Here is a 20,973-nt window from a genome sequence, read left to right as displayed (position 1 = left end):
CTCACTGGGAGGGAAATCCTGTGCGGGCGTCTGGCCGGGGCCGGCGGCGGCAGGGCACAAACCCCGCCGCCGACACGGACCGGCTTATTCGGCTGCCTCGGCCAGCCCTTCGTCGTCGTCCTTCTCGTCGAGCGACGAGAGTTCGACGTTGAGGCCGAGCGAGCGCATTTCCTTCACGAGCACGTTGAAGCTTTCGGGAATGCCGGCCTCGAAGGTGTCGTCACCCTTGACGATCGCCTCGTAGACCTTGGTACGGCCGACGACGTCGTCCGACTTGACCGTGAGCATTTCCTGCAGCGTGTAGGCGGCGCCGTAGGCCTGGAGCGCCCAGACCTCCATTTCGCCGAAGCGCTGGCCACCGAACTGCGCCTTACCGCCCAGCGGCTGCTGGGTGACGAGGCTGTAGGGACCGATCGAACGCGCGTGGATCTTGTCGTCGACAAGGTGGTGCAGCTTGAGCACATACTTGCAGCCGACGGTCACCTTGCGGTCGAACGCCTCGCCGGTGCGCCCGTCGAAGAGCGTCACCTGGCCCGATTCGTCGAGACCCGCCTTGCGCAGCATCGCCGACACGTCGGCCTCGACCGCGCCGTCGAACACCGGCGAGCCCATCGGCACGCCGTGGCGCACGTTCTGAGCCAGCTCGACGATTTCGGCATCGCTGCGGGCCTTCAGTTCCTCGACGTAGTTGTCGCCATAGATGTCGATCAGCAGATCGCGCACCGCGGCCGGCGGTTCGCCTGCCTCGGGGTTCGGGTTGGCTTCGCGCCAGGCATCGAGCGCCGCACCGATCTTGTGGCCGAGGCCGCGCGCGGCCCAGCCGAGGTGCGTCTCGAAGATCTGACCGACGTTCATGCGCGAGGGCACGCCCAGCGGGTTGAGCACGAAGTCGACCGGGGTCCCGTCCTCGAGGAAGGGCATGTCTTCCTGCGGCAGGATGCGGCTGATGATGCCCTTGTTGCCGTGACGGCCGGCCATCTTGTCGCCTGGCTGCAGCTTGCGCTTCACCGCCACGAAGACCTTGACCATCTTGAGCACGCCCGGGGCGAGTTCGTCACCGCGCTCGAGCTTTTCCTTGCGGTCCTCGAACTTCTCCTGGATCGCCTTGATCGCGGTGTCGTACTGGCCCTTGGTCGCTTCCAGCTGCTGCTGGCGCGCATCGTCGGCCACCGCGAACTTCCACCATTCGTGACGCTCGACATCGGCGAGCAGCTGCTCGTCGATCTCGACGCCCTTCTTGATGCCCTTGGGCGCCGCTGCCGACACCTGGCCGAGCAGCATGTCCTTGAGGCGGTTGAAGGTCGCGCGGTTGAGGATCGCGCGCTCGTCCTCGCGGTCCTTGGCGAGGCGTTCGATTTCCTCGTTCTGGATGGCGCGGGTACGGTCGTCGATCTCGATGCCGTGGCGGTTGAAGGTGCGCACGTCGACGATCGTGCCGCTGACGCCCGGGGGCAGGCGCAGCGAGGTGTCGCGCACGTCGCTGGCCTTTTCGCCGAAGATCGCGCGCAGCAGCTTTTCTTCCGGCGTCATCGGCGATTCGCCCTTGGGCGTGATCTTGCCGACGAGGATGTCACCGGGGTGCACTTCGGCGCCGACGTAGACGATGCCCGCCTCGTCGAGGTTGCGCAGGGCTTCCTCGCCGACGTTGGGGATGTCGCGGGTGATGTCCTCGGGCCCGAGCTTGGTGTCGCGGGCCATGACCTCGAATTCCTCGATGTGGATCGAGGTGAAGACGTCTTCCTTGACGATACGCTCGCTGATGAGGATCGAGTCTTCGTAGTTGTAGCCGTTCCAGGGCATGAACGCGACGAGCACGTTGCGGCCCAGCGCCAGCTCGCCGAGTTCGGTCGAGGGACCGTCGGCCAGCACGTCGCCCTGCTCGACCACGTCGCCCACGGCCACCAGCGGACGCTGGTTGATGCAGGTCGACTGGTTCGAACGCTCGAACTTCTGGAGCGTGTAGATGTCGACGCCCGACTTGCCGGGTTCGACGTCACCGGTCACGCGGATCACGATGCGGCTGGCGTCGACCTGGTCGACGATGCCGCCGCGCAGCGCGGCGATCGCGGCGCCCGAATCGCGCGCCACGGTCTCTTCCATGCCGGTGCCCACGAACGGCGCGTCGGCCTTGACCAGCGGCACCGCCTGGCGCTGCATGTTCGAGCCCATCAGTGCGCGGTTGGCGTCGTCGTTTTCCAGGAACGGAATGAGCGAGGCGGCCACCGAGACGAGCTGCTTGGGACTGACGTCCATCAGCGTCACGGTTTCGCGCGGCGCCATGACGAATTCGCCGTTCTGGCGGGCCGAGACCAGTTCTTCGACGAACGAGCCGTCATCGTTGGTCGCGGCCGAAGCCTGCGCCACCGTGTGCTTCTGCTCTTCCATGGCCGAGAGGTAGACCACCTCGGACGAGACCTTGCCGTCGAGCACCTTGCGGTACGGCGTCTCGATGAAGCCGTACTTGTTGACGCGGGCGAAGGTCGACAGCGAGTTGATCAGACCGATGTTCGGGCCTTCGGGCGTTTCGATCGGGCAGATGCGGCCGTAGTGCGTGGGATGCACGTCGCGGACTTCGAAGCCCGCGCGCTCGCGCGTCAGACCGCCCGGCCCGAGGGCCGAGACGCGGCGCTTGTGCGTCACTTCCGACAGCGGGTTGGTCTGGTCCATGAACTGCGACAGCTGCGACGAGCCGAAGAATTCACGCACCGCGGCCACCGCCGGCTTGGCGTTGATGAGGTCGTTAGGCATGACGGTCGACACGTCGACCGAGCTCATGCGCTCCTTGACCGCACGCTCCATGCGCAGCAGGCCGACGCGGTACTGGTTTTCCAGCAGCTCGCCTACCGAACGCACGCGACGGTTGCCGAGGTTGTCGATGTCGTCGACTTCGCCCTTGCCGTCCTTGAGGTTCACCAGCTCCTTGACCACGGCGAGGATGTCCTCGGTGCGCAGCGTGGTGATCGTGTCCGGGCAATCGAGGCCGAGACGCATATTGAGCTTGACGCGACCCACGGCCGAGAGGTCGTAGCGGTCGGCGTCGAAGAACAGACCGTCGAACAGCGCTTCGGCGGTCTCGCGCGTCGGCGGCTCGCCGGGGCGCATGACGCGATAGATGTCGGCCAGGGCGTGGTCGCGGTCCTCGGCCTTGTCGGCCTTCATGGTGTTGCGGATCCACGGACCGGTGCCGACGTGGTCGATGTCGAGCAGGTCGAGCTGGTCGACGCCGGCGCGATCGAGCGCGTCGAGGTTCTCGGGGCTGACTTCGTCGCCGGCCTCGATCCAGATGCGGCCGGTCGACTCGTCGATCAGGTCCTTGGCGCCATAGCGGCCGAAGATTTCCTCGGTCGGGATGAGCAGCGAGGCGAGACCGTCCTTGGCCGCCTTGTTGGCAGCGCGCGGGCTGATCTTCTGGCCGGCGGGGAACACGACTTCACCCGAGGCGGCATCGACGATGTCGAACGCCGGCTTGGCGCCGCGCCACTGGTCGAGCACGAAGGGCACCTTCCAGCCGCCCTCGGCACGAACCCAGGTCACCTTGTTGTAGAAGTGGTCGAGGATCTGCTCGCCGTTGAGGCCCAGGGCATAGAGCAGCGCGGTGACCGGCAGCTTGCGCTTGCGGTCGATACGCACGTTGACGATGTCCTTGGCGTCGAACTCGAAGTCCAGCCACGAGCCGCGGTACGGAATGACGCGCGCGGCGAACAGGTACTTGCCCGAGGAGTGGGTCTTGCCCCGGTCATGGTCGAACAGGACGCCCGGCGAACGGTGCATCTGCGACACGATCACGCGCTCGGTGCCGTTGATGATGAAGGTGCCGTTGTCGGTCATGAGCGGGATGTCGCCCATGTAGACGTCCTGCTCCTTGATATCGATGAGGCTCTTGGTCTCGGTCTCGGCGTCCACTTCGAACGTCGCGAGCTTGAGCGTCACCTTCATCGGCGCGGCGTACGTGATGCCGCGCTGGCGGCATTCGTTCACGTCGTACTTGGGCGCCTCGAGGACGTAGCCATCGCGCTCCTTGATGTCGAGCGAAGCGGTGCCGGCGAAGTCCTGGATCGGGAACACCGAGCGCAGGGTCTTCTCGAGGCCCGAAACGTAGCCGGTGGCAGGATCGGAGCGGAGGAACTGCTCGTACGATTCGCGCTGAACCTCGATCAGGTTCGGCATCTGCACGACTTCGTGAATGTCACCGAAGATCTTGCGGATGCGCTTCTTCACGCCGGGGCGTTGCGGGGCCTTGGTCGCCATGGAGATGCGTGCCTCTTTGCTCTAGTCGGGCCGGTCGAAACCGGCGGAAATCTGCCATGCGCGGCGAATGGCACGACAACACGCAAACAAGGCCGCATGGCACAAGGACACCCTTTCGGATGCCGCTGGCCCGCAGCCTTTCGCGTGACGTCGGTCCCTCCTGCTTCCTTCCGACGGCCAGCCCCCGCGCATGGGACAGCCTTGCTCGAAGCAGGTGGTATGGGCAGGCATATAGGCGATGCCCCCCAGATTGTCAAAGGGAGGTCCCAGACCATGCGGCGCAGCGGTCGCGCGTTCAGCCCATCGCGAAGGCCAGCGCCAGCGCGGCGGTGTTGCCCAGCGCGTGCGCCAGCATCGCCGCCGGCACGCCGATCCGCATGCGCAGGTAGCCAAAGACCATACCCGCCCACAGCTGCGGCAGCACCATCGGCACCAACGCCGGGGTGATGCGCGGATAATTGCCGAGGTGGAACAGCGCGAAGATCACCGCGCTCACCCAGAACAGCACCGGGAAAGCGCGCTTTAACCAGGCTGGGGTCGACCGCCGTCGCAGGGTCAGCCAGCCCGCTGCCCCGCCGAGCACACCCGCCAGCAGCGCCGCCAGCGCCAGCGGGTGCACGGCGCCATCGCGCACCGCCCATAGCGCCGCCGCCGCCAGCACGAAGCCGCCTAGCAGCGCCAGCGCGCGCGGCCGCCCGGTCAGCCAGCCCCGGAAGACGATCTCCTCGGCAATCGGAGCCACCAGCCCGACCAGTGGAAACAACAACGCGGGCGGCACTTTGCCGAAGGCCTCGGGCGCGGGCAGGCCCATGGCTTGCTGCCACAGGTGCAGCAGCCCCGCGATCACCACCAGCCCGGCGAGATAGGCCAGCGTTGCGGCGCGCCACAGGCCCCAGCTTCCGGGCGCCGCCAGCCCGGCCGGCTGCATCCAGCGCGGGCGGCGTAGGAAGGCGAACAGCGGCTGGACGGCGTCTGGAAAGTCTCGGATCATGGGGGCCAAGCTAGCGCGAGAGCCGTTAACGCCGCGTGTTGGCCTGGGCACAGGCCAGCCGCCACAGGAGTTCGACGCGCCGAGATTGCCGTTTTGCCACGCTTGGGCTAGGGGCTGCGGCCATTCACCATCCCATCAGCCGCAAGAAGCAGACCCATGGCAGGCCATTCCAAATTCAAGAACATCATGCATCGCAAGGGCGCGCAGGATAAAAAGCGCTCTGCCATGTTCTCCAAGCTCAGCCGCGAAATCACCGTGGCAGCCAAGATGGGCATGCCCGATCCCGACATGAACCCGCGCCTGCGCGCCGCGATCAACGCGGCCAAGGCGCAGTCGATGCCCAAGGACAACATCCAGCGCGCGGTCGACAAGGCCAGCAAGGGCGACGGCGAGAACTACGAGGAAGTGCGCTACGAGGGCTATGGCCCGGGCGGCGTGGCGATCATCGTCGAGGCGCTGACCGACAACCGCAACCGCACCGCCACCAACGTGCGCACCGCCTTCGCCAAGAACGGCGGCAACCTCGGCGCATCCGGCGCGGTGAGCCACGGCTTCGAGCGCCTCGGCCTGATCGAGTACCCCGCCACCGTCGGTGACGAGGAAAAGGTCCTCGAGGCCGCGATCGAGGCCGGCGCCGACGACGTGGAATCGGACGAGGACGCGCACCAGATCTGGACCGCGATCGACAACCTCCACCCCGTCAGCCGCGAGCTGGAAAAGGTGCTGGGCGAGGCCGAAGCGGTCAAGCTGGCGTGGAAGCCCAGCCTCAAGACCACCGTCTCGGCCGATGATGCGGCGACGCTGCTCAAGCTGATCGACGTGCTCGACGACGACGACGACGTGCAGACCGTCTGGGGCAACTACGAGATCCCCGACGACGTCATGGAAAAGCTGGGCTGATCGGAATGCTGCGCGAGGGCTGGCGCGCGCGTTACCCCTCCGTCAGCCGCTGCGCGTCTGCCACCTCCCCATTGCATGGGGAGGACCTCCATCCTCCCTGCCGCAGGCGAGGAGGGGGACCGCGCGCGCAACGCGTGGTGGAGGGGCTTATCCACGTGATGACCGGACCCTCCGCATGATCATCCTCGGCGTCGATCCCGGCCTCACCTGCACCGGCTGGGGCGTGGTGGCCAAGTCGGGCAGCCGGTTGAGCCATGTCGCCAACGGGCAGATCCGCACCAATGCCAAGGCGACGATGGCCGAGCGGCTGGTCGAACTGGACGCGGCGCTGACCGACGTGATCCTCACCCATCGCCCCGATCGCGGCGCGGTCGAGGAGGTCTTCGTCAACGTGAACCCGCAGTCGACGCTCAAGCTCGGCCAGGCGCGCGGCGTCGCCATGCTCAGCCTTGCACGCTCGGGCATGCCGGTGGCCGAATATCCGACCAAGGTCATCAAGAAGGCGCTGGTCGGCACGGGCGGCGCCGAAAAGCAGCAGATCCAGCACATGCTCAAGATCCTGCTTCCCGGCGTGATACTCGCGGGCGAAGACGCCTCCGACGCGCTGGCCGTGGCGATCACGCACGCCAACATGCTGGGCAGCCACCGCTAGGTTGTACATCTGCCCTCACGGGCTGGCCGGGAACATCGCACCGGGCACGGCGTAAGGGACGCCATGACCAGCACCCGCAGCGACACCGACTGGATGGCCGAGGCCATCGCCCTCGCCATCCGCGAGAAGGGCACCGATCCGGCCAATACTCCGATCGCCGCGCTGGTCGTGCGCGATGGGCAGCTCGTGGCCAGCGGCGTCAACCGCACCGCCGAATGCTGCGACGCGACCGCCCATGCCGAGATCGTCGCCCTGCGCGCCGCCGGCCAGGCCGTGGGTGACATGAAGGTCGAAGGTGCAACGCTTTATTCCACCCTCCAGCCCTGCGGCATGTGCACCATGGCCTCGATCTGGGCAGGCGTGACACGCGTGGTCTTCGGCGCCGGGCGCGACGACGTGCACAAGATGTATTTCGAGGACCGCCACCTCGACACCGTCGACTTCATCCGCGACGCCTTCAAGGACGACCTGACGCTTGACGGCGGCGTGAATGCGGCGGAGTGCGCCAGGCTCTATTTCGGCCCCGACGACGACGTACCCGAGGACCAGCAGGCCAATATCTGACGCCGGCGTTGCAGAGGCCAAAGTTCCCTGCCATAGGGAACAAACCATGATCGCCAAGCTTACCGGCATTCTCGACGACACCGGCCCGGATTGGGCGATCATCGACGTCAACGGCGTCGGTTACCTCGTGCAGTGTTCGGCCAAGACGCTGAGCCACCTCGGCGTGCGCGGCGACAAGGTCGTGATTCACACCGAGATGCAGGTGAGCGAGACCGACCAGCGCCTGATCGGCTTCGCCAGCGCCGGCGAGCGTGCGTGGTTCCGGTTGCTGACGGCCGTGCAGGGCGTCGGCTCCAAGGTCGCGCTGGCGATCCTCTCGGCACTGTCTGCGGACGAGCTGCAGCGCGCCTGCGCCGGCGGCGATGCCGCGATGGTCGCACGCGCCAACGGCGTCGGCCCCAAGCTCGCCAGCCGCATCGTCAACGAACTCAAGGACAAGGCCGGCGGCCTCGCCGGGCTGTCCGGGGGACTCGGCATCGCCGCCGAAGCCGGCATCCCCCTCCCCGCCGGCTCGGCCAGCGCCGACGCGATCTCCGCACTGCAGAACCTCGGTTTCAAGCCCGCACTCGCCAGCAGCGCCGTAGCCTTCGCGGTCAAGGAACTGGGCGAGGATGCCGGCCTGAACGACCTGGTGCGCGTGGCACTCAAGCGGGCGACCGGGTGATGCGCGCGCCTCGGGACGACGGTGCGCGCGAGAGCGGGGCTGCACACTACAACCCCGTCACCCTGAACTCGGTTCAGGGTCCAGCTCTCGCCCTGCCCCGCCGCCCGCTGGCGTCAGCCTCCCAGGCCGCACCGTGGCGCATGACCGCGCGGTCCGTGCAGGCGGCCCGCTGGATCCCGAACCGAGTTCGGGATGACGGTGGTCTAGACGGTGCGGGAGAATGCGAGGCTGCACCGGGGCACATGACCGCACCCTCCGTGCGGTCGGCCCGCTGGATCCCGAAACAAGTTCGGGATGACGGTGGACGTGACGGTGCGGGAGAATTCGACGCTGCACCCCACACCCTTGTCACCCTGAACTTGGTTCAGGGCCCACCCCTCGCCCTGCCCCGCCGTCAACCAGCATCAACCGCCACGCCCGCATCGCCATCGAGCCACCCCTCAACGAACCGGCGGCAATGGCGGGAAGTCGAGGTCGACCGCCAGATCGCGCCAATCGGGATTGGCCGCCTGGATCAGGTTGATCTTCCAGTCCCGGCGCCATGCCTTGAGCTGCTTCTCGCGGGCGATCGCGTGGGCCATGTCGCCAAAGCGCTCGAAATGGACCAGCCGCTGGACCGCGTACCGCGTGGTGAAGCCGCCAGTCGCGCCCTCGCGGTGCTGGCCGATGCGTCGCTGCAGTGCGGACGTTACGCCGACGCAGAGCGTGCCGCGCACGGCGCTGGCCATGATGTAAACGCAAGGGTGCCGTTCCGGGCTCACTCTCCTCGCATTGCCAGCCGACGGACGCCGCGACCATTCCCGGTTGCCGCCGATATGGCACGACCGCATCAGGCCCGACCATGACCGACAATCCGCTCCTTTCCGCCAAGGCCCAGGCCGAGGACCTCGATGCCGCCCTGCGGCCCAAGACGCTGGCCGAGTTCGTCGGCCAGGAGGCCGCGCGCGAGAACCTCAAGATCTTCATCGAGAGCGCCAAGCAGCGGCGCGAGGCGATGGACCACGTGCTGTTCTTCGGGCCGCCGGGCCTGGGCAAGACCACGCTGGCCCATATCATCGCCCGCGAACTGGGGGTGAGCTTTCGTGCGACCTCCGGCCCGGTGATCGCCAAGGCCGGAGACCTGGCCGCGCTGCTCACCAATCTCGAATCCGGCGACGTCCTGTTCATCGACGAGATCCACCGCCTCAATCCGGTGGTCGAGGAAGTGCTCTACCCGGCGATGGAGGACCGCGCGCTCGACCTCATCATCGGCGAGGGGCCGTCGGCGCGCTCGGTGCGGATCGATCTGCCGCCCTTCACGCTGATCGGCGCCACGACCCGGCAGGGCCTGCTGCAGACGCCGCTGCGCGACCGTTTCGGCATCCCGGTGCGGCTGCAGTTCTATACCGTGGCCGAGCTGGAACGCGTGGTCGTGCGCGGTGCGACGCTGTTGGGCGTGCCGATCGACGCCGAGGGCGCGCACGAGATCGCGCGGCGCGCCCGCGGCACGCCGCGCGTGGCCGGGCGCCTGTTGCGCCGGGTGCGCGATTTCGCGCTGGTGATGGGCGACGGGGCGATCTCGCGCGCGCTCGCCGATCAGGCACTGACCCGGCTTGAGGTCGATTCGCTGGGGCTGGACCTGCAGGACCGCCGCTACCTCATGATGATCGCCGACATCTACAAGGGCGGCCCGGTGGGCGTGGAGACGCTCGCGGCCGGCCTGTCGGAGCCGCGCGACACGATCGAGGAAGTGATCGAGCCCTATCTCATCCAGCTGGGCCTGGTGGCGCGCACCGCGCGCGGCCGCTGCCTCAACGATCGCGGCTGGCAGCACTTGGGAATCACCCCGCCGAGCGGCCAGGCCATCGGCACCCTGCCCGGCCTGTTCAGTTCGGGAATCGATGTGGATTCGGCCGACGAGGACGCCTGATCCCGCCGCGCACCGCGTGCAATGGCGCCGAACCTGTCGGAATCCGCTACAGTCGCGCGACCGAGAGTTTCAGTTTGGGACATAGTGAACGCATGAGGCCTGCCCGTTGCGATATTTTGCGCGCCGGCGGGCGGAATCCTGGTTAACGCGATGGACGCTGCGGCGATGATCTGCGTTTGTCAGGACAGGGAGACCCCGTGGCAGCGACCTGTTAAGCGATTGCTGGTAGGTCCACCGCAAATCCTGCGGTCTCCGCGGTAACGAGAGCAAACGATCATGTCGGTTCGGATGGCATTGGCAAAACTGGCAGCCTGCGCAGCAGGAGGCGCAGTGCTGGGTGGCGGCGCGGTGCACGTGTCCGAGGCACCCTCCACCGGCGAGATCCATCACACCAAGCCGATCAAGATCAAGCAGGCCAAGCCGCATCGCGTGGTCAAGCGCGCGGCGCCGCGCGTGGTCCACCGCCAGCGCCGCATCGTCACCACCACGACCGCGCGGGCCTGCGCACCGGCACAGCCGCAATATGCCATGGCACCCGTGCCCTACATGGCCCCGCTGCCGCCCCAGGCCGGCGGCATCGGCGGTGGCGGCGGCGTGCCCGTGGTGATCGGCGGCGGCCCCGTCGGTGGTTTCGGCGGCGGGTTCTTCGGGGGCTTCTTCGGCGGCAGCGGCGGGGGCGGCGGCAGCGTCGTGGTGTCCTCGACCAGCACCGGCTCCACCTCGACCTCTGGGGGATCGACCTCGACTTCGGGCGGCTCGACCTCGTCCTCCACCTCGGGCGGGTCGACCTCGACCTCGAGCGGAACCGTCTCCACCTCGAGCGGCAATGTGTCCACCTCGTCGGGCAGCGTCTCGACGTCCTCGGGCAACGTCTCCACTTCGTCGGGCAGCGTCAGCACGTCGTCCGGCGTGTCCACCTCTTCGGGGAACGTCTCGACCTCGTCCGGTGTGTCGACGTCGTCGGGCAATGTCTCGACCAGCTCGTCGACATCCACATCCTCGGGCAACGTCTCCACGAGTTCGTCGACGTCCTCCTCGACCAGCAGCTCGACGAGTTCCTCCTCGTCGACATCTTCCTCGACCTCGTCGTCGACGAGCGGATCCTCGTCGACCAGCGGCTCGAGCAGCACCAGCACCAGTTCGAGCAGCAGCGGGACGACCGGCAGCACCTCGACGAGCAGCGGCACCGACGTGCCCGAGCCGTCGATGGTCCTGTTGTTCGGTGGTGCCGCGGCGGCGCTCGTCGCGCGTCAGCGTTGGGGCCGGAAGCGGCGCCAGGCTTGAGTCCACGGTCAGGCCTGACAGCAGCAGGCCCTGCGCCAGGGGGCGGTCTTCGGGGGGAGGCCGCCCCTTGTTGCATCCGGCACATGTTCGACCGGTAAAGGGCTTGAGGATCGTGCTGCGGCCGGCGTTCCGGCCACAGCACGAACAGCGGCGCTTACTTTAGGCTTTTGAGATAGCCGACGATCTCGGCGCGCTTGGCCGGGTCCTTGATCCCCGGGAACGCCATCATCGTGCCGGGCACGAGCGCGCGCGGGTTTTCGATCCACTTGTCGAGCGTGGCGGCATTCCAGACCAGGCCGGACTTCTTCAGACCGTCGGAATACTTGAAGGCCGGTGCATGGGCGCCGGCCTTCTTGCCGATCACGCCATAGAGGTTGGGACCGATCTTGTTGGGGCCGCCCTTGGTCGCGTCATGGCACACCGCGCAGCGGCTCCAGCTGGCCGGGGCCGGCGGCGCAGCCATGCTGACGGACGGGACGGCGGCCAGAGCCGTGGCGGACGCGGTGACGAAGGCGAACAGTCGCTTGGGCATAATTCCTCCAAACCATGTGTTTGCAGGATGCCGTGCCATGCGCGGCCTTGTGCGGATATTGGACTATCGGCCAGCCCGGTGTGCCGGCAGCGACAGGCCCCTTTCCCGTCGCGGCTGCAAGACCATGCCGCCCGGATCAGACCTGCGTGACGAGGTACCAGTTGCGCACCACGTCGGTCGCGTTGGTCGCGCCGAGCTTGGCCATCATCTTGGTGCGGTGGATCTCGACGGTGCGCGGGCTGATGCCCATGGCGCGGCCGATTTCCTTGTTGCTGCGCCCGGTGGCGACGAGGTCGAGCACCTCGCGCTCGCGGCCTGACAGGCGCTTGACGCGCGAGGCCGCCAGAATGCGCTCGGCATGCATGCGGCGAAAATCGCCGTCTTCTTCGGCCAAGGTGCGAAATGTCGCCTCCAGCGCGGCACGATCGAACGGCAGCGCCAGGTAGTCGAGCGCGCCCGCCTTCATCGCCGCGACCACGCGGGCCACGCCCGGCTGTTCGCTGCACCCCGCCACGCTGAGCGCCAGCCCGCTGTCGCGCAGCTTCGCGATCGCGGCGGTCACCGATTCCCCGTCGGCATATTCGTGCATCAGGACGATGCCCTCAGACGGCCTGAACGCGATCATCTCGTCGATCGAGCCATAGATCTCGCAGTGGACGCCCAGCGACGTCATCATGCGGAATGTCCTGGCGCGCATGGCCGTTTCGCGATCGACCACATGCACATGCAGCTTTTGGGCAGCGCTCGCCGGTTCGGCTGCGGCGAGGCCGCCGATCGCTGCGGGAAAGCTCCCCGCGGTCAGTTCCTTGGTCGCCGCAATCCCCGCGGCGGCAATTTCCCCGATATGCTGGATCATGTCCCCTCCTTGCATAATCACGACCCCCATTTGTCGTTAACGGTGAAACGCTAATTCCTTAACCGAACTACTTAGGGATCAACGCTACGTACCAACCCTTAGGGCCCTACAGGGCATGCCGGCGTCGGCTGTCACCGACACGCAAGGGCCGTCCGCAGGCAAAGCGCCACGGCCGGGGGAGATGGATGACTGGGCTTTTTCGCCACGGCGCAGCTCGCCGTCACCAGCTGCGTGTTCCTCGTCCCCGCACCCCTGCTGTGAAGGGTGCCCCTGTTTTGCGCACGCTTTTCGTGCATCCTTTGCAATCGATTGCTGAGCCTCAGGATTGGCTCAACGAATCGATAAGCACAGGACTATCAAACGATTTCAGTCACGTCATGGGCAAATCGAACCAATTGTTTCGTTCTAGTTCATCCATTATGGTGAAAAATCATCAGCATTCAGGGCTTTTTTGAGATTATCGCATTGTCACATTGTACCAAAGAACGAGACTGAGGACTGGCTGCATGGCGCTTTCCCGGTCCTCCCGAGTACCTGTCCGCACCACGCAAAGAGGGTGGCGCTGGCCCCGACATTGACAAATTGAGCCAAAGGCCACATATGGGCGAGGCTAACGTCGCCTGCGACGGATTTTGATGCCCCTGCCGATATGCGCCATGCCGCGCGTTTCCTTGCAGGGGGCTGATCCTTCCCTTCTCTCGCTACAAGCTCCGCCGGTGCTGTTGCCGGCGGGTTCCCCTGTTTCGTGAAAAGGAAACACCCCATGCCGATCGGCACCGTCAAGTTCTTCAATGTCGACAAGGGTTATGGCTTCATCGCGCCCGATGGCGGCGGCGACGACAGCTTCGTCCACATCAGCGCCGTCGAGCGTTCGGGCATGGCCACGCTGAACAAGGATCAGCGCGTCAGCTTCGAGATCGAGAACGATCGTCGCGGCAAGGCCTCGGCCGTCAACCTGCAGTCGGTCTGATCCATGGCCAAAGAGGATCTTCTGACCCTTGAAGGCCAAATCGACGAAATTCTCCCGGATGGGCGCTTCGGCGTCCTCCTGGAGAACGACCACCGGATCATCGCCTACACCGCGGGCAAGATGCGCAAGTTCCGCATCCGCTCGATCGTGGGGGACCGGGTCCGGGTCGAAATGACCCCTTACGACCTCACCAAGGGACGCATCGTCTATCGCGAGAAGATCGCGGGCGGTCCCGGTGCCATGCGCAAGCGGCGCTGAGGCACCTCACCTTCAACCACGGCGCGCATCGGGCGCGCCCCGGGAGTTTCATGTACATTCGTTCCAATTGTGATATCTACAAGACCTACGACACATCCTATCGCCATCGTCCGCGCTCCGTGACGCCGGCCCCTGCGGTTCCCGCCGGGCTGAGCCGCGAGCAACTGCGCGAGATCGTGGCCACCATGGTTGGCTAATCTGGGGTCGATTGGTCCAGAATTGGCCGATCTCGAATGGGCTGATTTCAGCGCCGACCGGCCAACAAGATTGCAGTTTCGCGATACCGGCCAGGCACTGGCCCCAACATGAGGTGAAGACCATGTCCGAAAGTCAGGACTTCTACCTCCGGCAGGTGGCATTGTGTGCCAAGGCTGCCGGCGAAACCGATCTCGACAACCAGCGCGACAAGTTCCTGCGGTCGCAGGCCGCGTGGCAGACCCTCGCCGATCGCGCGGGCAAGACGGCAGCCGCCAAGGCGGCCAACGACGCCCAGCGTATCGCCGCGACGGAACTCGCGGCCCTCGACACCTCCGAACCAGCCACCTCCGAACCAGCCACCCCCGAACCGGACGTCGCACCGCAAGCTGCGGACTGACGGGCCGGGATCGCACGGTCGCGGCGCATAGCCCCGATCGCGCAGCGGACAAGAAAAAGGCCGGCCCGGAGCGTTCTGCTCCGAGCCGGCCTTTTTCATGGGCCTTGCAGGCCTGTGGCGCTTACTTGAAGCGAACGCCCACGCCGGCCATCAGGCGCTGGCGCGACGAGTTGCCGTGGTAGTTCGAATAGACGTACTGCGCGTTGACGTAGAACGGGCTGTCTGCGCGCGGGGTGAATTCGACGCCGCCACCGACCTGGTAGCCATCGGCGCGGTAGTGATCATAGACCAGCTGGTTGCCCGCCGGGCCGTCGATGCGCTTACGCTGCTCGCCATTTACGTAGCCAGCCTTGCCGAAGAACAGGACCTGCGGGGTCGGCAGGTAGCCGACGCGGACCGCGGCGCCCCATTCCTCGAACGCCTTGTGGCAAATCGAGTTGCCGTTGCTGAGGCCGGTGCAGTTCTCGTTCCACTTGTTGGCGCGCCAGTAGCTGCCCTCGGCACCGACCAGCACGTGCTGGCCGATGGTGCCGTCGAAGCCGACGGTCGCGCCATAGCCGAACTTGTCGTGGTGGTTGCCTTCCGACTGGAAGCGGTCGCCGCCGACGTTGCCTTCGACGCGGATGCCACGGAACGAGGTGCCGTTGGTGCCGACGTCGAAGCTGTCAGCGCTATCCTGTGCGAACGCGGGCTGCGCGGCGGCGATCGCGGCAGCGCCCAGCGCCGCGATGGTCATGGTCTTGAAGATCATTGTAATTTTTACCCTGGTTAGTGGCTGTTTCGCATGCCCCAACGCCGCAAAGCAAAATTCGGTTGCCGTAAAACGACCGTAACATTCCGACAGACGGAAACTGTTGCATCCAGGCAACAGCCCGTTGCAGCCCCTTCAATGGAAGTCGCGTGACCGCGGCAGCACGCGCACGTCGCGCGGATGGGTGTGCATGCGCGACATCTGCGGATGGGCGATTTCGTCGCCGCGACCGGGCGGCGCCAGGGCAGGACGGGGATCCGCACCGGCCTCCTCGGGCGCATCGAGCAGCCCGAGCATGGCGCTGGCATCCTCCACCCGCGCCACCATCAGGTGGACGACGCCCTCCTTGCTCTTCTGGATCTCGGCCTCGACCAGCATCAGCCGTGCGGCCATCACCGCGCGGCGCTGTTTCTCCATGTCGCGGGCCCAGAGCAGGGCATTGGCGATCCCGGTCTCGTCCTCGATGGTGATGAACACCGCGTTGCCCTTGCCGGGCCGCTGGCGGATCAGCACCACCCCGGCGACGCGCACCTTGCGGCCATCGGGCGCAGAGTTGGCATCCGCGCAGGACATGACCCCCATCCGCGCCAGCCGTGCGCGCAGGAACTGCATCGGATGGCCTTTGAGCGAAAGCCGCGCGGTCTGGTAGTCGGCGACCACTTCCTCGGACAGGCGCATGGCCGGCAGCGCGGCATCGGGCTCGGCACGCAGCTCGGGCGCCTCGGCTGCGGCGAAGAGCGGCAGTTGCGCCGGCGGGGTGCGCCGCACGTCCCACAGCGCATCGCGCCGCCCCTTGCCCAGCGCGGCGAAGGCATCGGCATCGGCCAGCTTGCGCAGCGCCTGGGGCGGCAGCGCGGCGCGGCGGGCGCAATCCTCGATCGAGACGAACGGACCATCCCGCCGCGCCGCCTCGATCGCCTCGGCCCAGGCCTGGCGAAACCCGTCGACACGCCCCAGGCCCAGCCGCAGCGCAAGCCTCTCGTCCGCCTCGCCTTCGAGCGTGCTGTCCCAGCAACTGGCATTCACGTCCACCGCGCGAACGGTCACGCCATGCGCCTGCACATCTCGCACCAGCTGCGCCGGCGCATAGAAACCCATCGGCTGGCTGTTGAGCAGCGCACAGGTAAAGGCCGCGGGAAAGCGGCATTTCAGCCATGACGAGACATAGGCCAGCCAGCCGAACGCCTGCGCGTGGCTTTCGGGAAAGCCATAGTCGCCGAATCCCTTGATCTGCTCGAAGCAGCGCTCGGCGAAGTCGCGCTGATAGCCGCGCCGAACCATGCCCTCGACCAGCAGTTCCTCGTAATTGTTGACGGTGCCGTGGTGGCGGAACGTCGCCATGGCGCGGCGCAGGCCGTCGGCCTGGGCGGGCGTGAACTCGGCCGCGACGATCGCCAGCTTCATCGCCTGTTCCTGGAACAGCGGCACCCCCAGCGTGCGGCCGAGCACATGGTGCAGCTCGCGCGGGTCGTGCGGCGGCGCGGGCCTGGGAAAGACCACCGTCTCCTCGCCGTTGCGGCGGCGCAGGTAGGGATGGACCATGCCGCCCTGGATCGGCCCAGGCCGGACGATCGCCACCTGGATCACCAGGTCGTAGAGCTCCTTGGGGCGCATTCGCGGCAGCATCGCGATCTGCGCGCGGCTCTCCACCTGGAAGGTGCCGATGCTGTCGCCGCGCTGGAGCATGCGGAACACGGCGTCATCGTTCACCGGCACGGTGCGCAGGCAGTAGTCCCCCAGCCCGTGGCGGGCGAGCAGGTCGAAGCTCTTGCGGATGCAGGTCAGCATGCCCAGTGCCAGCACGTCGACCTTCATCAGGCCCAGCGCGTCGATGTCGTCCTTGTCCCATTCGATGAAGGTGCGGTCGGGCATGGCGGCATTGTGGATCGGCACCATCTCGTCGAGCCGGCCCTCGGTCAGCACGAAGCCGCCGACGTGCTGCGACAAGTGGCGCGGGAAGGTCAGCACCTGGTCGACCAGCGCCTTAAGCCGCGCGACCTGCGGGTTGGCGATGTCCATCCCGGCTTGCTCGATCCGGCTTTCGGGCACGTCGTTGCCCCAGTTGCCCCAGATCGTCGAGGCCAGCCGCGCGGTGACGTCCTCGGTCAGGCCCAGCGCCTTGCCGACCTCGCGGATCGTGCTGCGCGGGCGATAGTGGATGACGGTGGCGGCGATCCCGGCACGCTCGCGGCCATAGCGCGCGTAGATGTACTGCATGATCTCCTCGCGGCGTTCATGCTCGAAATCGACGTCGATGTCGGGCGGCTCGCGCCGCTCCTCGGACAGGAAGCGCGAGAACAGCAGCTTCTCGCGCACCGGGTCGATCGGGGTGATACCGAGGAAATAGCAGACCAGCGAATTGGCCGCGCTGCCGCGTCCCTGGCACAGGATCGGCGGGTCGAGGCTGCGCGCATGGCGCACGATGTCGTGCACGGTGAGGAAATAGGGCGCATAGCCGCACTTGGCGATCAGGCGGAATTCCTCCTCCAGCACCGCCTCGTAGCCCTCGGGCAGGCCATCGGGAAAGATCGCCCGCCCGCCCTCGCGCACGAGGTGCTCCATCCAGTCCTGCGATTGCCAGCCCTCGGGCACCGGCTCGTTGGGATAGTGGTATTCCAGCTCGTCGAGCGTGAAGGTGATGCGGCGCAGGATCTCGGCGCTGGCCGAGACCGCCTGCGGACAGGCGCGGAACAGGCGCGCCATCTCGGCCGGCGGCTTCAGGTGGCGCTCGGCATTGGCGAGCAGACGGCGCCCGGCCCCGGCCAGCGTCGTGCCCTCGCGGATGCAGGTCAGCACGTCGTGCAGGGGCCGCGCCTCGGGCGTCGCATAAAGCGCGTCATTGGTGGCGACGAGCGGCACGCCGCACTGGGCCGCGACCGCCTGCGCCTCGGCGAGGCGGCGCGCATCGGCCCCGCCGCGCAGCGCACTGACGCCCAGCCACACCGCGCCCGGCCGCGCGGCCACGAGGGCCTCGATCACCGCGCGGTCCGGCGCCAGCACGATCAGCAGCAGGTCCTCGGCATGGCCCAGCAGGTCAGCAAGGTGCAGCGTGCAGTCGCCCTTTTGCGCGCGGCGGTTGCCCAGCGTCAGCAGCCGGGTCAGTCGGCCCCAGCCATGGCGGGTTGCGGGATAGGCGACGATGTCGGGCGGCGCCTGTCCGGTTGCTGGATCGGGCGCAAAGACCAGCCGCGCGCCCACCACCAGCCGGAACCCCCCCGCTGCTGCCGCCGCCGGCCCGCCCACTTCGCGCCAGGCGACATGCGCGCGCACCACGCCGGCCACGCTGTTGCGATCGGCGATGCCCAGCCCCGCCATGCCCAGCGCATGGGCATGCGCCACCATCTCGGCCGGGTGCGAGGCGCCGCGCAGGAAGCTGTAGTTGGTCGCCGCGACCAGCTCGGCATAAGCGGGTGCGGCGGAAGGCGCGGTCATGCGAAAAGGCCGTGCATGTACCATTTCGGCATCTGCCGCGGCTGGGTCATCTCGTCGTAGAGGCCGTGGCGGAAGATCCAGAAGCGGCGGCCGCGCACGTCCTCGATGCGATAATAGTCGCGGGTCAGCCCGCCCTTGCCCGGTGCCTCGCCGCCCTGGCGCCGCCACCATTCCGCGCCGATCCGCTCCGGCCCCTCGAACAGGCGGACCTCGTGCAGCTTGCGCCGCCAGCGAAACCGGTGCGGCGGGCCATCGGGCACTTCGGCGACGACCTCGACCGGCTGCGGCGGATCGAACAGGAACAACGGGCGCTGCGGCGGCTCGCCCGCCGGCGGGGTGGGCCAGCGCACCGGCGCGCGCTGATGAATCGCGGGCAGCGCCAGCTGCGCCTGTTCGGGGATATGGCTGTCCTGCGGCACCAGCCGGCGCAGCGCGCCCGCGCCCAGCCGCGTGCTGAGCCGGTCGATCAGCTCGGCCAGCGCGGTCGCGCTCTGCTCCTCCCCGTCGAGCGCGGGCTGGCTGGCGGCGAGCGGTTCGGTCACCGGCAGGAACAGCGTGATCCGGTCATAGCCGAAGCCGGGGTCGAGCGGATCGGCGAGCCCGGCGATGCGCTCGTCGAACAGGCGCAGCACCGGGGCGGGATCGCGCGTGGGCAGGCCGGTCTCGATCGCCAGGCGATGCCGCGCGCCATCGCTGCGGAACAGCGTCAGCACGAAGCGGCGCCCGCCCAGCCCGCGCTCGGCCAGCAGGCCCGCCGCCTCGTTGAGCAGGTCGAGGAAGCAGGCCGACACGCTCGCCTCCAGCGCCACGGGTTCGGCGAAGCGGCGCTCGAAATGCAGGGGTTCGGGCTGGACCAGGGGGTCGATCGGGGCGTGCTCCTCCCCGATCAGGCGGCGCAGCGCGGTGACGGCATCGGCGCCGAACCGCGCGGCGATGCTGGCCGCCGGGCGCGCTGCAAGGTCGCCGATGGTCCTCAGGCCCGCGCGGCGCAGCGCGAGCGCGGCGTCCTCGTCCAGTTCCAGCGCGGCGACCGGCAGCGCGCGCAGGGCCGCCGCCTCGTCCGCCGCATTGTTTGCCGGCGATCCATGGGCCCGCGCGGCGGGACCATGGCGGGCCAGCGCCTGCGCGCCCTGTGCCGTGCCGGCCAGCGCCAGACGCACGGTCATGCCGATCGCGGCAAAGGTTTCCTCGGCCTGCGCGGCCAGCCCCGCCTCCCCGCCGAACAGGTGCTCGGCACCGGCGATGTCGAGCGTGATGCCATCGGGGGGGACCAGCGTGACCAGCGGCGACCAGCCGCGGCAATGCCCGGCGAGCTGGCGCAGCAGGTGGCGATCCGCCGCCTCGTCCATGTCGGCCACGGCCAGCGCGGGGTGCAGCGCGCGCGCATCGGCCAGGCTCTGCCCCGGGGCCAGCCCCTGCGCCAGCGCGACGGCGTTGACCGCCTGCAGCCGCAGCGCACCGCGCACCTTGGCAACCAGGACCAGCGGCGCGTCAGGCCGCGTGGCGTCTGGTTCCGCTGCCACCCCCTCCGGCATCTGCCGCTCCTGTGCCGGATCCGGCCCCTCGATCATCAGCCGATCGGTGGACAGGTACGGAAACCACAGCGCCAGGTAGCGCCGGTTCGCGGAATTGGCAGTCGTCACGGTCCCACTCCAGCCGCCAGTCCATGCCGGCAGGGCCGGCTTTCTGGCGCAGCAAGGTCACATCGAAACTCGGCCGGCCCGGTGCATTGCCGGGCAGGGCCTGCGAGGGCGCGGCGGCCACCTGCCAGCGCGTCTGCGCGGCGCTGGGCACGGGCGCCGCATCGTGACGCAGCAGGAACAGCGGCACGCCCGAACGCTCCGCCGCCAGCGTCAGGCGCCGGCTGGCGGTGAGATCGAGTTCGCGCAAAGGTCCATGGCTTTCGGCCACCACCGCCGCCAGCGCGCCGCAACGCAGCGCATCGACCGCGGCGCGCAGCAGCGCCATGCCATCGGGCACCAGCCCGACCAGCCCATGCCCCGGCGCGCCGCCCAGTTCGGCCCAGCCGCTGGCCTGCGTCACGCCGCCCAGCCGCGCCGAACGCACCACGCGCAGCCACAGCACCACGCCGCCGCGACCTTCACCATTGCTGCAGGCCGCCCGCGCCATAGTCGTCGCCACGCCGAGCACGAAGCCGGCAGCAGCGGCGGCGTCGTCCGCCTCGGCGGCATAGACCTCGTGAACGGCGCCGCGCACCAGCCCGCCCCCCAACGCCGCATCGAGCGGCGCCAGGTTCAGCGCATGGCGCGCAGCACCCGAAGGCACCGCGCCGCCGCGCATCGAGGCGGGGGCGAGTCTCATTTGTTCCTATTATGTTCCAATCGCAGTGAAGATCAAGCGGCCTTT

Annotated in this window: 21 protein-coding genes; 11 read left to right on the top strand and 10 right to left on the bottom strand. The window is 67.9% G+C overall.

Annotation, left to right across the window (positions count from 1 at the left end; genetic code table 11):
* Positions 1-84 precede the first annotated feature (84 nt).
* Entirely contained in the window at positions 85-4,248 is a 4,164-nt protein-coding gene (gene rpoB, locus V7Q48_RS12680; protein ID WP_333838564.1) for a DNA-directed RNA polymerase subunit beta, read from the bottom strand.
* A gap of 295 nt (positions 4,249-4,543) precedes the next feature.
* Positions 4,544-5,239, bottom strand: a complete 696-nt coding sequence (locus tag V7Q48_RS12675) for a CPBP family glutamic-type intramembrane protease (protein ID WP_333838563.1) — start codon at positions 5,237-5,239, stop codon at positions 4,544-4,546.
* A 156-nt stretch (positions 5,240-5,395) separates the two neighbouring features.
* Here V7Q48_RS12675 and V7Q48_RS12670 point away from each other — a divergent pair, with 156 nt between their 5' ends.
* The 4 genes from V7Q48_RS12670 (at position 5,396) to ruvA (ending at position 8,019) form a co-directional block, all read left to right on the top strand.
* The gene (locus V7Q48_RS12670) at positions 5,396-6,139 is read left to right on the top strand and encodes a YebC/PmpR family DNA-binding transcriptional regulator (RefSeq protein WP_333838562.1); all 744 of its coding nucleotides are present in this window, start codon (positions 5,396-5,398) and stop codon (positions 6,137-6,139) included.
* Positions 6,140-6,314: 175 nt separating this feature from the next.
* Complete coding sequence (gene ruvC, locus V7Q48_RS12665; protein ID WP_333838560.1) at positions 6,315-6,791, top strand: crossover junction endodeoxyribonuclease RuvC; 477 nt, start codon at positions 6,315-6,317, stop codon at positions 6,789-6,791.
* Positions 6,792-6,854: 63 nt separating this feature from the next.
* Positions 6,855-7,355, top strand: coding sequence for a nucleoside deaminase (locus tag V7Q48_RS12660; RefSeq protein ID WP_333838559.1), 501 nt, complete (start codon positions 6,855-6,857; stop codon positions 7,353-7,355).
* A gap of 46 nt (positions 7,356-7,401) precedes the next feature.
* Positions 7,402-8,019: a Holliday junction branch migration protein RuvA gene (gene ruvA / locus V7Q48_RS12655; RefSeq protein WP_333838558.1), complete on the top strand. Its 618-nt coding sequence runs from the start codon at positions 7,402-7,404 to the stop codon at positions 8,017-8,019.
* Positions 8,020-8,459: 440 nt separating this feature from the next.
* On the opposite strand, the gene V7Q48_RS12650 is transcribed toward ruvA, so the two are convergent.
* Positions 8,460-8,780: a GIY-YIG nuclease family protein gene (locus V7Q48_RS12650; protein ID WP_333838557.1), complete on the bottom strand. Its 321-nt coding sequence runs from the start codon at positions 8,778-8,780 to the stop codon at positions 8,460-8,462.
* An 80-nt stretch (positions 8,781-8,860) separates the two neighbouring features.
* Here V7Q48_RS12650 and ruvB point away from each other — a divergent pair, with 80 nt between their 5' ends.
* Positions 8,861-9,928 (top strand): Holliday junction branch migration DNA helicase RuvB, encoded by a 1,068-nt coding sequence (gene ruvB / locus V7Q48_RS12645; protein ID WP_333838556.1) that lies wholly within the window; start codon positions 8,861-8,863, stop codon positions 9,926-9,928.
* A 542-nt stretch (positions 9,929-10,470) separates the two neighbouring features.
* Here ruvB and V7Q48_RS12640 read toward each other — a convergent pair.
* Entirely contained in the window at positions 10,471-11,115 is a 645-nt protein-coding gene (locus V7Q48_RS12640; RefSeq protein ID WP_333838555.1) for a hypothetical protein, read from the bottom strand.
* A 4-nt stretch (positions 11,116-11,119) separates the two neighbouring features.
* Here V7Q48_RS12640 and V7Q48_RS18300 point away from each other — a divergent pair, with 4 nt between their 5' ends.
* Positions 11,120-11,212 (top strand): PEP-CTERM sorting domain-containing protein, encoded by a 93-nt coding sequence (locus tag V7Q48_RS18300; protein WP_442947136.1) that lies wholly within the window; start codon positions 11,120-11,122, stop codon positions 11,210-11,212.
* A gap of 154 nt (positions 11,213-11,366) precedes the next feature.
* On the opposite strand, the gene V7Q48_RS12635 is transcribed toward V7Q48_RS18300, so the two are convergent.
* Both V7Q48_RS12635 and V7Q48_RS12630 read right to left on the bottom strand, forming a co-directional pair.
* Positions 11,367-11,744, bottom strand: a complete 378-nt coding sequence (locus V7Q48_RS12635; protein ID WP_333838554.1) for a c-type cytochrome — start codon at positions 11,742-11,744, stop codon at positions 11,367-11,369.
* 136 nt (positions 11,745-11,880) lie between these two features.
* Positions 11,881-12,600, bottom strand: coding sequence for a response regulator transcription factor (locus tag V7Q48_RS12630; RefSeq protein WP_333838553.1), 720 nt, complete (start codon positions 12,598-12,600; stop codon positions 11,881-11,883).
* A gap of 185 nt (positions 12,601-12,785) precedes the next feature.
* Between V7Q48_RS12630 and V7Q48_RS12625 the strand changes: the two genes are divergently transcribed.
* The 5 genes from V7Q48_RS12625 to V7Q48_RS12605 all read left to right on the top strand — a co-directional run bounded on the left by V7Q48_RS12625 (position 12,786) and on the right by V7Q48_RS12605 (position 14,423).
* A complete protein-coding gene (locus tag V7Q48_RS12625) occupies positions 12,786-13,055 on the top strand; it encodes a hypothetical protein (RefSeq protein WP_333838552.1) in 270 nt (89 codons plus the stop codon).
* Between the two features lie 308 nt (positions 13,056-13,363).
* On the top strand, positions 13,364-13,570 hold the full coding sequence (locus tag V7Q48_RS12620) for a cold-shock protein (RefSeq protein ID WP_333838551.1): 207 nt from the start codon (positions 13,364-13,366) through the stop codon (positions 13,568-13,570).
* Between the two features lie 3 nt (positions 13,571-13,573).
* Positions 13,574-13,828, top strand: coding sequence for a translation initiation factor IF-1 (gene infA, locus V7Q48_RS12615; protein WP_333838550.1), 255 nt, complete (start codon positions 13,574-13,576; stop codon positions 13,826-13,828).
* 50 nt (positions 13,829-13,878) lie between these two features.
* Positions 13,879-14,025 carry a hypothetical protein gene (locus V7Q48_RS12610; protein WP_333838549.1) on the top strand — a complete coding sequence of 49 codons (147 nt, stop codon included), beginning with the start codon at positions 13,879-13,881 and terminating at the stop codon, positions 14,023-14,025.
* Positions 14,026-14,138: 113 nt separating this feature from the next.
* Positions 14,139-14,423, top strand: a complete 285-nt coding sequence (locus V7Q48_RS12605; RefSeq protein ID WP_333838548.1) for a hypothetical protein — start codon at positions 14,139-14,141, stop codon at positions 14,421-14,423.
* A gap of 121 nt (positions 14,424-14,544) precedes the next feature.
* On the opposite strand, the gene V7Q48_RS12600 is transcribed toward V7Q48_RS12605, so the two are convergent.
* From V7Q48_RS12600 to V7Q48_RS12585, 4 genes are all read right to left on the bottom strand, one after another.
* A complete protein-coding gene (locus V7Q48_RS12600; protein WP_333838547.1) occupies positions 14,545-15,174 on the bottom strand; it encodes an outer membrane protein in 630 nt (209 codons plus the stop codon).
* Positions 15,175-15,309: 135 nt separating this feature from the next.
* Positions 15,310-18,606, bottom strand: a complete 3,297-nt coding sequence (locus V7Q48_RS12595; RefSeq protein ID WP_333838546.1) for an error-prone DNA polymerase — start codon at positions 18,604-18,606, stop codon at positions 15,310-15,312.
* Complete coding sequence (locus tag V7Q48_RS12590) at positions 18,603-20,177, bottom strand: Y-family DNA polymerase (RefSeq protein ID WP_333838611.1); 1,575 nt, start codon at positions 20,175-20,177, stop codon at positions 18,603-18,605. Before V7Q48_RS12590 ends, V7Q48_RS12595 begins: the two co-directional genes overlap by 4 nt.
* Positions 20,098-20,928, bottom strand: a complete 831-nt coding sequence (locus tag V7Q48_RS12585; RefSeq protein ID WP_333838545.1) for an ImuA family protein — start codon at positions 20,926-20,928, stop codon at positions 20,098-20,100. The genes V7Q48_RS12590 and V7Q48_RS12585 overlap by 80 nt, the downstream gene beginning before the upstream one ends.
* Positions 20,929-20,973 lie beyond the last annotated feature (45 nt).

It is taken from the genome of Novosphingobium sp. (genome assembly GCF_036803765.1).
Lineage (GTDB): Bacteria > Pseudomonadota > Alphaproteobacteria > Sphingomonadales > Sphingomonadaceae > Novosphingobium.
This window is presented reverse-complemented; position numbering and strand designations above follow the sequence as displayed.

Excerpts from the sequence above, each read along its gene's own strand:
- V7Q48_RS12600 (WP_333838547.1), bottom strand. The coding sequence starts at position 15,174 with ATGATCTTCAAGACCATGACCATCGCGGCGCTGGGCGCTGCCGCGATC.
- V7Q48_RS12595 (WP_333838546.1), bottom strand. The coding sequence starts at position 18,606 with ATGACCGCGCCTTCCGCCGCACCCGCTTATGCCGAGCTGGTCGCGGCG.
- V7Q48_RS12625 (WP_333838552.1), top strand. The coding sequence starts at position 12,786 with ATGACTGGGCTTTTTCGCCACGGCGCAGCTCGCCGTCACCAGCTGCGT.
- ruvC (WP_333838560.1), top strand. The coding sequence starts at position 6,315 with ATGATCATCCTCGGCGTCGATCCCGGCCTCACCTGCACCGGCTGGGGC.
- V7Q48_RS12635 (WP_333838554.1), bottom strand. The coding sequence starts at position 11,744 with ATGCCCAAGCGACTGTTCGCCTTCGTCACCGCGTCCGCCACGGCTCTG.
- ruvA (WP_333838558.1), top strand. The coding sequence starts at position 7,402 with ATGATCGCCAAGCTTACCGGCATTCTCGACGACACCGGCCCGGATTGG.
- V7Q48_RS12620 (WP_333838551.1), top strand. The coding sequence starts at position 13,364 with ATGCCGATCGGCACCGTCAAGTTCTTCAATGTCGACAAGGGTTATGGC.
- V7Q48_RS12670 (WP_333838562.1), top strand. The coding sequence starts at position 5,396 with ATGGCAGGCCATTCCAAATTCAAGAACATCATGCATCGCAAGGGCGCG.
- V7Q48_RS12660 (WP_333838559.1), top strand. The coding sequence starts at position 6,855 with ATGACCAGCACCCGCAGCGACACCGACTGGATGGCCGAGGCCATCGCC.
- infA (WP_333838550.1), top strand. The coding sequence starts at position 13,574 with ATGGCCAAAGAGGATCTTCTGACCCTTGAAGGCCAAATCGACGAAATT.
- V7Q48_RS12675 (WP_333838563.1), bottom strand. The coding sequence starts at position 5,239 with ATGATCCGAGACTTTCCAGACGCCGTCCAGCCGCTGTTCGCCTTCCTA.
- rpoB (WP_333838564.1), bottom strand. The coding sequence starts at position 4,248 with ATGGCGACCAAGGCCCCGCAACGCCCCGGCGTGAAGAAGCGCATCCGC.
- V7Q48_RS12630 (WP_333838553.1), bottom strand. The coding sequence starts at position 12,600 with ATGATCCAGCATATCGGGGAAATTGCCGCCGCGGGGATTGCGGCGACC.
- V7Q48_RS12585 (WP_333838545.1), bottom strand. The coding sequence starts at position 20,928 with ATGAGACTCGCCCCCGCCTCGATGCGCGGCGGCGCGGTGCCTTCGGGT.
- ruvB (WP_333838556.1), top strand. The coding sequence starts at position 8,861 with ATGACCGACAATCCGCTCCTTTCCGCCAAGGCCCAGGCCGAGGACCTC.
- V7Q48_RS12590 (WP_333838611.1), bottom strand. The coding sequence starts at position 20,177 with ATGATCGAGGGGCCGGATCCGGCACAGGAGCGGCAGATGCCGGAGGGG.
- V7Q48_RS12610 (WP_333838549.1), top strand. The coding sequence starts at position 13,879 with ATGTACATTCGTTCCAATTGTGATATCTACAAGACCTACGACACATCC.